The sequence below is a fragment of the Caldimonas mangrovi genome (assembly GCF_023721835.1).
Lineage (GTDB): Bacteria > Pseudomonadota > Gammaproteobacteria > Burkholderiales > Burkholderiaceae_C > Caldimonas > Caldimonas mangrovi.
Map to the genome: position 1 here is coordinate 429,228 of NZ_JAMKFE010000003.1, position 12,478 is coordinate 441,705.

Annotated in this window: 10 protein-coding genes and 1 tRNA gene; 10 read left to right on the forward strand and 1 reads right to left on the reverse strand. The window is 68.1% G+C overall.

Going from position 1 to position 12,478, the window contains the following annotated elements; all coding sequences use genetic code 11:
* Positions 1–9: 9 nt before the first annotated feature.
* The 8 genes from M8A51_RS07105 to M8A51_RS07140 all read left to right on the forward strand — a co-directional run bounded on the left by M8A51_RS07105 (position 10) and on the right by M8A51_RS07140 (position 8,877).
* Entirely contained in the window at positions 10–1,932 is a 1,923-nt protein-coding gene (locus tag M8A51_RS07105; protein ID WP_251777494.1) for a M48 family metalloprotease, read from the forward strand.
* Between the two features lie 41 nt (positions 1,933–1,973).
* Positions 1,974–2,282, forward strand: coding sequence for a c-type cytochrome (locus M8A51_RS07110; RefSeq protein WP_251777495.1), 309 nt, complete (start codon positions 1,974–1,976; stop codon positions 2,280–2,282).
* Between the two features lie 11 nt (positions 2,283–2,293).
* On the forward strand, positions 2,294–3,565 hold the full coding sequence (locus M8A51_RS07115) for an NAD(P)/FAD-dependent oxidoreductase (protein WP_251777496.1): 1,272 nt from the start codon (positions 2,294–2,296) through the stop codon (positions 3,563–3,565).
* 92 nt (positions 3,566–3,657) lie between these two features.
* Positions 3,658–5,001 carry a 16S rRNA (cytosine(967)-C(5))-methyltransferase RsmB gene (gene rsmB, locus M8A51_RS07120; RefSeq protein ID WP_251777497.1) on the forward strand — a complete coding sequence of 448 codons (1,344 nt, stop codon included), beginning with the start codon at positions 3,658–3,660 and terminating at the stop codon, positions 4,999–5,001.
* A gap of 83 nt (positions 5,002–5,084) precedes the next feature.
* Positions 5,085–5,639: a DUF4390 domain-containing protein gene (locus M8A51_RS07125; RefSeq protein WP_251777498.1), complete on the forward strand. Its 555-nt coding sequence runs from the start codon at positions 5,085–5,087 to the stop codon at positions 5,637–5,639.
* Positions 5,640–5,786: 147 nt separating this feature from the next.
* Positions 5,787–8,078 carry a sensor histidine kinase gene (locus M8A51_RS07130; protein ID WP_251777499.1) on the forward strand — a complete coding sequence of 764 codons (2,292 nt, stop codon included), beginning with the start codon at positions 5,787–5,789 and terminating at the stop codon, positions 8,076–8,078.
* Positions 8,079–8,084: 6 nt separating this feature from the next.
* On the forward strand, positions 8,085–8,783 hold the full coding sequence (locus tag M8A51_RS07135) for a response regulator (protein WP_251777500.1): 699 nt from the start codon (positions 8,085–8,087) through the stop codon (positions 8,781–8,783).
* A gap of 18 nt (positions 8,784–8,801) precedes the next feature.
* Positions 8,802–8,877: transfer RNA gene (locus tag M8A51_RS07140), tRNA-Phe, on the forward strand.
* A gap of 63 nt (positions 8,878–8,940) precedes the next feature.
* Here the strand turns inward: M8A51_RS07140 and M8A51_RS07145 are convergent.
* On the reverse strand, positions 8,941–10,314 hold the full coding sequence (locus tag M8A51_RS07145) for a putative glycoside hydrolase (protein ID WP_251777501.1): 1,374 nt from the start codon (positions 10,312–10,314) through the stop codon (positions 8,941–8,943).
* Between the two features lie 267 nt (positions 10,315–10,581).
* On the opposite strand from M8A51_RS07145, the gene M8A51_RS07150 reads away from it, so the two are divergent.
* On the forward strand, positions 10,582–11,049 hold the full coding sequence (locus M8A51_RS07150; RefSeq protein ID WP_251777502.1) for a winged helix DNA-binding protein: 468 nt from the start codon (positions 10,582–10,584) through the stop codon (positions 11,047–11,049).
* 278 nt (positions 11,050–11,327) lie between these two features.
* The gene (locus tag M8A51_RS07155; RefSeq protein WP_251777503.1) at positions 11,328–12,320 is read left to right on the forward strand and encodes a TRAP transporter substrate-binding protein; all 993 of its coding nucleotides are present in this window, start codon (positions 11,328–11,330) and stop codon (positions 12,318–12,320) included.
* Positions 12,321–12,478 lie beyond the last annotated feature (158 nt).

A 12,478-nucleotide genomic window follows, 5' to 3' on the forward strand; every position in this document is an offset into this window, starting at 1 on the left:
TGACCCGCCATGGCGATGCGCTTTCGCGATCATCAGGACGCCGCACGCACGGCCACGCGGCGCCTGCTGCTGCTGTTCGTCGGCGTGCTGTTGCTGCTGGTGCTGGCGGTCAACGGCGTGCTGGCGCTGATCTACCGGCTCAGCTTCCCCTGGACGATCGACTACCCGAATCTCTTCTTCGAGACCAACACCGCGCTGGTGCTGCTGTTCGTGCTTGGCGGCAGCTGGTTCGAGATGCTGCGGCTGCGCGAAGGCGGCGTGCACGTGGCCCGGCTCGCGGGCGGGCGCGGCATTTGCGAGCCGCACGGCAAGCCGCAGGACCTGTACGAGAAGCGGCTGGTCAATATCGTCGACGAGGTCGCCATTGCCTGCAACGTGAAGCCGCCGCAGGTGTTCGTGCTGCCGCGCGAGGACGCCATCAATGCCTTCGCGGCCGGGTGGGATCTCGACGATGCGGTGGTGGCGGTCACGCGTGGCGCATTGGAAAAACTCACGCGCGATGAACTGCAAGGGGTCGTGGCGCACGAGTTCAGCCACTTGGTGCACGGTGACACCCGCCTCAACATGCGGTTGATCGGCCTGGTGTGGGGCCTGCAGATGCTCTACAACTTCGGCCACTCGCTCGTCGAGCCCGACGAGGATGGCCGCCACCACCCCGGCTTCCTGTTCGGTCTCGGGCTGATGGCGGTGGGCTCGCTCGGCTGGATCGCCGGGCGGCTGCTGAAGGCGGCGGTGTCGCGCCAGCGCGAGTTCCTCGCCGACGCGTCGGCCGTCAAGTTCACCCGCAGCATGACGGGCATCGGCGGCGCCCTGCGCAAGATCGCCGACCAGGCGTGGCGGCGGCAGGACGCCTGGCACAACGCGCATGCCGAAAGCCTGTCGCACCTGTTTTTCGTCTCGCGACTGCGCTGGGCCCGGTTTGCGACACACCCTCCGCTGGGCGAGCGCATTCAGCGCATCTACGGCCATACGATGGGGCCGCTGCCGGCACGTGCGCTGCCGGCCGAAGACGACGACTCGCCCGATACCGAGCCGATGGGTGGCGCGATGGCCTTCGCCTCCGGCGTGCCGGGCGGGCCGAGCGCGGCGATGACGCCCGACGCCGAAGCTTTGCGCCACGACGCGCTGCAGCAGCCGGCGCTCGACGGGCCGGCTGCCCGCGAGCGCGAAGCCATCGCACGCATCCGGCGCTGGCAGGGCCCGGGCGAGCGCAAGGCGGCGGTGCTGGCGCTGCTGATGTCCCCCGCCAACCCGCGCGAGCAGAAGGCCTGGGAAACGGAAACCGACGGCATCGTCGTGGCCAACGCGGTGCGGGCGGACGTGGCCGACCTGACGCACGCGGCGCGCTTGCCGGTGCTCGAACTGCTGTGGCGGCGCACGGCCCGCACGCCCATGCCGGAGCGCCGATCGATGGTCGAAGCCGCTCGCCGCATGATGGGCGCCGATGGTCACGTCAGCCCGCTCGACCGGCTGCTGTGGCTGGCGATGCGCCATGTGCTCAGCGGCACGAAGACCGACCAGCCGGCGGCGACCGGCCGCAACGACATCGGGTCGCTGTCGCAAGAGGTTGCAGCGCTGACGGCGTTTCTCGCGAGAATCGTCGAGGCCCGCTCCACCGAAGGCCCGCGAGCGGACCAGGAACCGCTGTGGTACCGCGCCGTGATGCGTGCGCTGCTCGGTGATCGCGCCGTGCCGGCATGGCGCGCGCCCGATGCCAACGCACTGGTCGCGGCGCTGCGAGGGGTGGCGGCGCTGTCGTCGATGCAGCGGCCGGTGCTGCTGCGCACGTGGGTGGAAGCGGCGCTGCAACTGGCGCCGGACGGGCAACTGGGCCATGGCGCTGCCGATGCGTTCCGGCTCGTCGCGCTGTTGCTGGATACCCCTAGCCCCAAGGCGCTGGCCGACCAATACATTGAAATCGGCGAACCGTGACCTGCGTTTCTGGCGGGGCGCGAGAACAAGGAGAACCCACGATGAAAGCTCTACCCGTCATGGCTGCCATGACCATGGCCTGCGGCGCGGTGCACGCCGCCGACGCCCAGGCGCTGTACGTGCGCAGCCTGGCCGCTACCTGCGCCAACTGCCACGGCACCGACGGCCGCACGGTCGACGGCTCGGCAGTGCCTGCGCTGGCCGGCATGCCGGCGACATATCTCGTCGAGCAGATGAAAGCGTTCAAGGCAGGCACCCGCCAGGCAACGGTGATGCACCAGATCGCCAAGGGTTACGACGACCGGCAGATCGACCAGATCGCGGCGTACTTCGCCGCCCAGAAGAAGTGAGGAGGCACCCCATGCAACGACGTTCCCTCCTGCAAGGCGCGGCTGCGCTCGGCGTGCTCGGGCTCGGCGCCTGCGCCACCTCGTCCGCACCGTCGAAAGCCAAGGTGCTGGTCATCGGCGGCGGCTATGGCGGCGCCACCGCTGCGAAATACGTGCGCCTGCTGTCCGACTACAAGATCGACGTGGTGCTGGTCGAGCCGCAAAGCGCCTTCGTCTCGTGCCCGGTCTCCAACCTGGTGCTCGGCGGCAGCAAGACCCTGGCCGACATCACGACGCCCTACGACCATCTGCGCAGGCGCCACGGCATCACCATCGTCAAGGACAGCGTCGCGCGCATCGACCCGGCAAAGAAGGTCGCGGTGCTCGCGTCCGGCGCCAGCATCGGTTACGACAAGCTGGTGCTCTCGCCCGGCATCGAGCTGATGTTCGACAGCATCCAGGGCCTGAAGGCAGCCAACGAGTCGGGCCGTATCCTGCAAGCCTGGAAGGCCGGTCCCGAGACCGTCGCATTGCGCAGGCAACTTGAGGCCATGCCCGACGGCGGCGTCTATGCGCTGACCATCCCCGAGGCACCCTACCGCTGCCCGCCCGGGCCTTACGAGCGCGCCTGCCAGGTCGCCAGCTACTTCAAGGCCGCCAAGCCGCGCTCCAAGGTGCTGGTGCTCGACGCCAACCAGGACGTCACCTCCAAGGGGCCGCTGTTCAAGAAGATCTGGGCCGAGCAATACAAGGGCATCGTCGAATACCGTCCGCAGCACAAGGCGGTGGCGGTCGACGAGCAGGCCGGCCTTGTCAAGTTCGAAATCAACGACGACGTCAAGGCCGACGTGCTCAACGTGCTGCCGACCATGCGTGCCGGCGCCATCGCGGTGCAGACCGGCCTCGCCAACGCCAACGCGCGCTGGTGCCACGTGAATTACCTGAACTTCGAGTCCACCGCGGCGAAGGACATCCATGTGCTCGGCGACTCGATCCAGATCGCGCCCGGCATGCCGAAGTCCGGCCACATGGCGAACTCGCACGCGAAGGTCGCGGCTGCCGCCATCGTTGCCGAGCTGAGCGGCTGGCCCGTGAACCCGGCACCGATGCTGACCAACACCTGCTACAGCTTCACCGATGCCAGGAACGTGATCCACGTCGCCAGCGTGCACGAGTACGTTGCGGCCGAAAAAACCTTCAAGGCGGTGGCCGGCTCGGGCGGCGTCTCGCCGGGGCCGACCGAACTCGAAGGCGTCTACGGCTGGAACTGGGCACAGAACATCTGGGCCGACAGCCTGGGCTGACGTCCTTCTCGCCCGTTTGCAAGGCCGCTGTCCGCAGCGGCCTTTTCCGTTTGAAATGGGGCCGTTGCCAAGGTCGCCTAGACTGCCGGCCTGTGAATCGACCTTCCCCTCCTTCCGCGCCGGCCGCGTTGCCGCTGTCGCGCCTGCTGGCCCACACCGCCGACGCCGTGCAGGCCGTACGGGCCGGGCAGTCGCTCAATGACGCGCTGGCGGCCTGTCCTGCCGAGGCGCGCCCCGGCACGCAGGCTCTGAGCTTCCAGGTGTTGCGCTCGCTGGGCCGCGCACAGGCCTTGCGGGAGCGCCTTGCCAAGCGGGCGCCCGCGGCGTGGGTCGATGCCTTGCTGCTGTCCGCGCTGGGGCTGGCCTGGGACGCCGAGGCAGCGCCGTATGCCGAACACACCTTGGTCGACCAGGCTGTCGAAGCCGTCAAGCAGCGCGAACGCGCCCAGGCACCGTTCGTCAATGCGGTGCTGCGGCGCTTTCTGCGCGAGCGGGACGATCTGGTGCGTGCAACGGACGGCGATGCGGTGGCGCGCTGGAATCATCCCGGCTGGTGGATCAAGCGCCTCCGGCGAGACTGGCCGCCGCACTGGCAGACGCTGCTGGCCGTCAACAACGAGCGTCCGCCGATGACCCTGCGCGTGCACGCCCGGCGCGGCACACCTCAGGGCTACCAGCACCGGCTGCAGGAGGCCGGGTTGGGGGGCCGCATCGTCGGCCCGCACGCGATCCGGCTCGACGCACCGGTGGCCGTGAACCGGCTGCCGGGTTTTGCCGACGGCGACGTGTCGGTGCAGGATCTCGCCGCGCAGTGGGCGGCACCGCTGCTGGTCGGTTCGGGGGCGCAGGCCCTGCCTGCGGGTGCGCGCGTGCTCGATGCCTGCGCCGCGCCCGGGGGCAAGACGGCCCACCTGCTCGAACTGGCGGACCTCGACGTGCTGGCGCTCGACAGCGATGCGGCCCGTCTGGCCCGGGTCGGCGAAACGCTTGCACGCATCGGGCTGCAGGCCGAACTCAAGACAGCAGACGCGCGCGACCCTGCGAGCTTCTGGGACGGGCGGCTGTTCGACGCGATCCTGATGGATGCGCCCTGCAGCGCCTCCGGCATCGTGCGCCGCCATCCCGACGTGCGCTGGCTGCGGCGCGACAGCGACATCGAGGCCCTCGCGACCATCCAGCGTGACATGCTTCACGCGCTGTGGCCGTTGCTCAAGCCGGGAGGGCGCCTGCTGTACTGCACCTGTTCGGTGTTCCGGGCTGAAGGTGAGCAACAGATCGACGCTTTTTTGCAACGAGCATCCGACGCGCACGGCCTGCCGTCGCCCGGCCATGCGCTGCCCGTGCCCCACAATGGAACGGCGGCCGTCGTTTCGGGGACAGAGACGGCTGCGCACGACGGCTTCTTCTACGCCGTGCTGCACAAGCGCCCCGCCTAGAAAACGACTTCTCCATCGTGCATCGCGCTCACCGGGTCACCCACCAAGACAGCCTCGCTGCCGGCCCGGCAGCAGTTGCAGGGGTGCCACGCGTCCGGTGCTGGGTGGTGGCGGCGCTGTTCGCCCTGCTGTGGTGCGGATGGGCGTCGGCGGCCGGCATCAATCTGCGCGACGTCGAGCTGGGCCGCAGCGACGATGGCGTGCTGCTCAGCTTCACGGCCGGATTCGAGCTGCCCAAAACCGTCGAGGAGGCGCTGCTCAAGGGGGTGCCGCTGCATTTCGAGGCCGAGGCGCAGATCTACCGTTCGCGCTGGTACTGGCGCGACCAGCGGGTGGCCCGCGCCGGCCGCACCTGGAGGCTCGCCTACCAGCCGCTGACACGGCGCTACCGCGTCACCTTCGGCAGCCTGAATCAGAACTACGACACGCTGGACGAGGCGCTCGCTGCGATCCAGCGCACGACACGTTGGCGCATCGCCGACCTGTCCCGTTTCGAGCCCGGTGAACGGCACTACATCGAGCTCGATTTCCGGCTCGACACCTCGCAGCTGCCGCGTCCGTTCCAGATCGGCATCGGCGGTGAGGACGAATGGGACCTGTCGGCCGAGAGCACGCTGGTGATGGACGACCCGAATTGATGGCCCACCCCCTACGCGCTTCGCGCGCCCCCTCCAGGGGGCGACGCTGGCGGACCGGCGGAGCCGGATCCGCGGCGTCACTCGGCCGCACATGCGGGGTGCCGAGACAGCGCGCCTGGTTGTTCGTACGTTTTCGATGATGACGCTGTGACCAAAGCGACCCGCTGGGCCTGGATCATCTCGCTTGTCGCCATCTCCGGCGCAGGCCTGGTGCTGGTGTTCCTGCTCGCGCTGTCGACCAACAACCGGCGGCTGTACGAGCAGCACTTCGAATGGCTGCTGTGGCTCAACGTCGCGGTGGCTACCGTACTGGCGCTGGTCATCATGATTGCCGGCGTGCGGCTGACGCTGCGCATGCGGCGACGCAAGTTCGGCAGCCGGCTGCTGTTCAAGCTGGCCGGGATCTTCGCGCTCGTGGGCGTGATCCCGGGGCTGGTGATCTACACCGTGTCCTACCAGTTCGTCACGCGCAGCATCGAGAGCTGGTTCGATGTCGAAGTGGAGGCGGCGCTCGATGCCGGCCTCAACCTCGGGCGCGTCACGCTCGACACGCTGGTCGAGGACCTCGCCAGCAAGACGCGAGCGGCCGCCGACCGCCTCTCGAGCGAAGGTCGGGAGGCGGCGCTGGCGCTGGCGATCGAGCGTGTGCGCGATCAGCTGTCGGCACAGGATGCGGCACTGATCGGCGCCAGCGGCCAGCCCATCGTCAGTGCCGGCATCCAGCGCGACGTGCTTGCGTTGGCGCCCGACCGGCCGTCCGTCGCGCGGCTGCGGCAGGTTCGCAGCCAGCGCGTGATCGCCCAGCTCGAGGGCCTGGACGACGACACCGGCCCGCCACGCATCCGCGCACTGGCGCATGTGCCGTCGAGCAGCTTCAACCTGTCCGACGGCGACCGCTACCTGCTCGTCACGCAGCTGATTCCCGAGACCTTGGCGGCCAACGCGCAAGCGGTGCAGTCGGCCTACCGCGAATACCAACAGCGCGCTCTCGCTCGCGAAGGCCTGCGGCGCATGTACATCGGCACGCTGACGCTGTCGCTGTTCCTTGCGGTGTTCGGCGCCGTGCTGCTGGCCGTCACGCTCGGCAACCAGCTGGCTCGGCCGCTGCTGCTGCTGGCCGAAGGCGTGCGCCAGGTTGCGCACGGCGACCTGACGCCCAAACAGGTGTTCGCGTCGCGTGACGAGCTTGGCGGCCTGACGCGCTCGTTCGCCGACATGACGCAGCAGTTGTCGGATGCGCGCTCGCTGGTCCAGCGCAGCCTGAGCGAGCTCGAGTCCGCCAAGACCAACTTGCAGACCATCCTCGACAACATGACCGCCGGCGTGATCGTGCTGGACGCCGAAGGCCGCATCGACACCGTCAACCCCGGCGCGACCCGCATCCTGCGACTGCCGGTGGCCGCCTACCGCGGCCGTGCTCTGGCCGACGTGCCCAAGCTGCAGGACTTCGCGGCCGAGGTGGCACGTCTGTTCGAGCTGCACATGGCGGGCAACGAATCCGGCGAGCGCGACCACTGGCAGCAGTCCTTCGAGCTGCAGCCCGCGCCCGATGCCTTGCCCGAGCGCGGCTCGATCACGCTGCTGGTGCGCGGTGCCTGGCTGCCGCTGCAGGCGCGGCTGCTGGTGTTCGACGACATCTCCGAGGTCGTGTCGGCGCAGCGCTCGATCGCCTGGGGCGAGGTCGCGCGCCGCCTGGCACATGAAATCAAGAACCCGCTGACACCGATCCAGTTGTCGGCGGAGCGGCTGCAGCACAAACTCGAAGCCAAGCTCGAGGGCACCGACCGGCAGATGCTCGCCAAGTCGGTGGGCACCATCGTCAACCAGGTCAGCGCGATGAAACAGCTGGTCAACGAGTTCCGCGACTACGCGCGGCTGCCGTCGGCCGACCTGAGGCCGCTCGACCTCAACGCCATGGTGGCCGAAGTGATCGGCCTGTACGGTTCGGCGCTCGAGTCCGGGCATCTGCATGCCGACCTGGCGCCGGACCTGCCGCCTATCCTCGGCGACGCCAGCCAGCTGCGGCAGGTGGTGCACAACCTGCTGCAGAACGGACTGGACGCCATCGTCGAGCAACCGGACGGGCTGGTGCGGGTTTACACCGAAGTGCAGCGCGGCGACGATGGCGGGCTGCGTGCCGTGCGGCTCGTGGTCGCCGACAATGGGCCTGGTTTCTCCGAGAAGGTGCTCAATCGGGCGTTCGAGCCCTATGTGACCACCAAATCAAAGGGCACCGGGCTCGGGCTGGCGGTCGTCAAGAAGATCGCCGACGAACACGCCGCGCGCATCCGCCTGAAGAACCTCGGCGCGCAAACAGCCGCTTCGGAAGGCGCCGCCGTGAAGGGCGCGCAAGTTTCGATATCATTTTCAAAGATCGCTCCACCCAGCCCTGCCTCCCCGGACGGCCTTCCGCCTGTCGCCGTGGGCCCAGGGAGTTGAGACTGCATGGCCACCATTCTTGTTGTTGACGACGAACTCGGCATCCGCGCATTGCTGTCGGAAATCCTGAGCGACGAGGGCCACAACGTCGAACTCGCGGAGAACGCGGCGCAGGCCCGGGCCTTCCGCGAGACCCGCCGACCCGACCTCGTGCTGCTCGACATCTGGATGCCCGATGTCGACGGCATCACGCTGCTGAAGGAGTGGAGCGCCAGCGCCCAGCTGACGATGCCGGTGATCATGATGTCCGGCCACGGCACCATCGACACCGCGGTCGAGGCGACCAAGTTCGGCGCGATGGCCTTCCTCGAGAAACCGATCACGCTGCAGAAACTGCTGCGCGCCGTGGAGCAGGGCCTCGCCCGGCAGGCGCCACGCCCGGCGCAGCCCGCCCCGGTGCTGCATCAGCACGCGGCCCATCCGGTGCGAGACTTCGGCATCGACCCTGCGACGACCGGCGTGCCGCTGGCAACCGCGCCGCTGATGCTCGGGCCGCAACCCGAGCAGGTCTTCGTGCTCGACCGGCCGCTGCGCGAAGCGCGCGACGCGTTCGAGAAGGCGTACTTCGAGTTCCACCTCGCAAAGGAAAACGGCAGCATGACCCGCGTGGCCGAAAAGACCGGCCTCGAGCGCACCCACCTGTACCGCAAGCTCAAGCAGCTGGGCGTCGACCTCACGCGCAACAAGCGGTCCGGCGGAAACTGATATACTGCTCGACTTTCTGGCCTGGTAGCTCAGTTGGTAGAGCAGCGGATTGAAAATCCGCGTGTCGGTGGTTCGATTCCGCCCTAGGCCACCAAAGAAATTCGAAGCCCCGTGCAGCTGCCAAGCGCACGGGGCTTTTTCGTGGGGCGTGCGCGGATCACTCGCGCACCAGCACCAGCCCTTCCTTGGGCCCCAGGGTGAGCTGTGACACCGGGGTGCCGTTGTTGACGGCCGGGTCCTGGCGGGCCAGCAGGCGCCGCCAGCCCGGCTCGAGCTGCACGCTGCGGGCATCGTCGTTCGGGTTCACCAGCACCATCGCATGCTCGAAGCGGCGGCGGTGCACGCCGTTGGACCAGGCGGTGAGCGTGGGGGCATCGAGCGGCGCACCGAAGGCGACCTCGTACTCGTCGAACCATGGCACCGAGCTGTAGCCGACGGCCGGGTCGGTGAACGAGAACTGGCCGTCGCCGAGCAGGCACGAGGTGAAGGCGTAGCGGAAGAAGCGCCAGTCGCCGGGGCTGCCGTGCACGTTGAAGCCGACCAGCGCGGGCGGGCGCAGGTGGGCGGCGGCGGAGAAGTAGCGCTGCATCATCAGCCGCCAGCCGTCGGGGCGCCCTTCGAGCGAGTAGCTGGCCCCCATCATGCCTTCGAGAAACGCCGCCGACAGCCGGCCCTTGAACTCCGGGTACGACAGGTCGTTGTCGACGTTGCCCATCTGGATGCGCCCCGGCGCGTGGGCCTCGGCGGCGGCCCAGTGCAGGGCATGGCCCTGGCGGTAGGCGGCGGCGACGGCCGGGTCCTGGCTGCTGACGTTGTGGCCGTCCAGGCGCCAGTTGGCCTGTCTGACGCGCGAATGCTTCATCACGTTGTCGAAGTACCAGATGTCGAACTCGGGCACGCGCAGGAAATAGGTCTGGGCGTTGCGCCGGGCCAGCCATTGGGGGTAGCGCTCGCCGTGGGCGTCGGGGGCGCTCCAGTTGGTGAAGTTGATGTCGTAGGCCCCGTACGAGGTAGACCACTGCGTCTGGGCGCCGGTGACGGCGTCGCGCAGCCACCAGTCGGTGGCGGCGAGCTTGGCGAGAGTGTCATGGTTGGAGGTCTTGCTCGGGTCGTCGGTGTGCTCGTTGAGGATGGTGTACTGGCCGACCTTGAGTGACGGGTTGAGGGTTTTCAGTGCGACGACGGCGCTGCGGATCTTGGAGCCGTCGGTGTCGCCGCGCCAGCCGGGGTGGAAGCCGAGGATGACGGTGTCCAGGCGCGCGAGCTGCTGCTGGTAGGCCGGGTCGTCGTAATGCTTGGCGCCGATGTTGGCGCCCAGCAGCGGTGCGGCACCCGGTGGGCGCACGTAGGTGCCACCGACCGGGGTGGGGGCCGGTGCAGATGCAGGCGAGGGCATGGCGGGGGCCGATGGCGTTTCCGTGTTCGTGTCGGCATGCCTGCCACCGCAAGCGGCCAGAGCCGCCACGCCGAGTTGCAGGGCGATCAGCGTCAGTCGGCGCTGTCCCCCGGGATGCAATGCACAAATCCCCATGTCCCCTCCACGCGTTTGGATCGATGCCAGCCCTGGTGGGCGCCGTGGGCCGATCGGCGCGACGGCGACGTCGCCACATCGGTTCTTTTTCTTTACTTCCACGAATTGACGACTATATATGGACAAATTAGCTGTCTGTGCATTTATAAATTGAACGCAACATAACAACAAATCGGAATCGACATGCGGGTCGGAAATCTTGTTCGAGAAGTCGGCGCACACCTTCTGCACGGTGTGCGCCGCTTCGATGATCGACGGAGCTTGAACATGGACCGCCGCCCCAAGACCTTGCCGCTGGAACTCGCCCTCGCCGTTCTGCACAGCGCCTTTTCGCGCTGGACCGTCCATTGCATGTCGGCCGCCGGGCTGCCGGAACTGACGCCGCTCGACGTGCTGGTGCTCCATCACGTCCACCACCGCGGGCGGGGCAAGCACTTGTCCGACATCTGCTTCGTCCTCAACGTCGAGGACACCCACGTCGTCAACTATTCGCTCAAGAAGCTGCAAGGCCTGGGCGTGGTGCGGTCCGACCGCAAGAAGAAGGAAGTGGCCTACGCCACCACCGAGGTCGGCCGCAGCCTGGTCGAGCGCTATCGCGAGATCCGCGAACGCTGCCTGGTCGACGCGCTGGCCTCGGACCGCGAACTGAACGGCAAGGTCGGCGACCAGGCCCCGCTGCTGCGTGCGCTGTCCAGCGTGTTTGACCGGGCGGCACGAACTGTCGCGATGCTGTGATGCCCAGCCCTGTCCGAAGCGCTGCCTCCTGGTGCCGGTACGTCTGCCGCCACCGCTGCACGCCCGTCAGACGCCTCTCGCGCCGTGTGTGCAATCTCACGCTCGCGTTTCCGGGGGGACGGGCGGCATCAAGCGTGGCAGGTTGCTGTCGCATATACAAGGAAGCACCGTGAAGCCCCGGCCGACGAGTGCGCTCGGGGTTCGCCGCGCCGGCTTGGCCGGTGCTCCGCAAAGGTTGCCGCCACGGCAGGTCATTTCGGGTCGAGAGGAGTCGGATCATGAAACTCACACGCCGTCGCGCGCTGTCCACGCTGGGGGGATGGGGCCTGCTGCCCCTGCACGCCTGGGCGCTCGCCCAGCGCCATCAACTGTCGGGCGCCTACGGAGAAGCGGTGTTCCACACGCAGAACCTGCAGACGTTCGTGCGCCAGATCGCTGACCGCACCTCGGGGGGCCTGGAGATCGAGGTGGTCCCGAACTCCAAGCTCAAACCGATGGCCGAGGTGATCCCCGCGCTCGAGCGCAAGGAGATTGCCTTCGGCGAGGTGCTGATGTCGGCGTACGGCGCCCAGCATCCCGTGCTGGGCATGGACGCGTTGCCGTTCATCGTCCGGGGCTTCGAGGATGCGGCTCGCATGTGGGACGTGACGCGGCCGACCGTCCGCGACTACCTGGCTGCGCGCGGCGTGCGCCTGCTGTATGCCGTTCCGTGGCCGCCGCAAGGCCTGTACAGCCGCATGCCAGTGAACAAGCTGGCCGACTTGAAGGGGCTGAAGTTCCGGGTCTACAACGCGGCCACGCAACGTCTGGCCGAGCTGTCGGGAGCGCAACCGGTCACCATCGCGGCCAACAATCTGCAGAAGGCGATCGAGGAAGGCGGCGTCGACGCGATGCTCACGTCCAGCACCACCGGGGTCGACAGCCAGGCATGGAAGGCCATGAAGGTGTTCGTGGACATGCGCGCCTGGATCCCCAAGAACATGTTGTGCATGAGCGAGGCGGTGTGGACGGGGCTCGACGATGCCGGGCGGCAGGCGATCGTGCAGGCCTCGACACAGGCGGAAGCCAATGGCTGGCGTCTGGCCCGAGAAGCCGACGACAGCGCCAAGAAGACGCTGACCGACCACAAGATGGAGGTGAACCTGCCATCGGTCGACTTGCGCCGCACGCTCGACCTGCTCGGCGAACGCTTCGGCCGCGAATGGGTGGGCAAGGCCGGCATGGGTCACGCCGGCGCGCTGGTGGACTACTACACGAAGCGCAATCGATAGTTGCCAACGGTCAGGACGTTGTTTCCTGATGCGCACCGACACGACCTGTCGACGCTTCACCTCGCTGTCCCGCAAGACCGTGGAACGAGCCCAGGTGGGAAACGGCCGGCGCACGTTGTTGCCGTGATCGTCGGGTGGCCGCACTCCGCTGCAGCTCG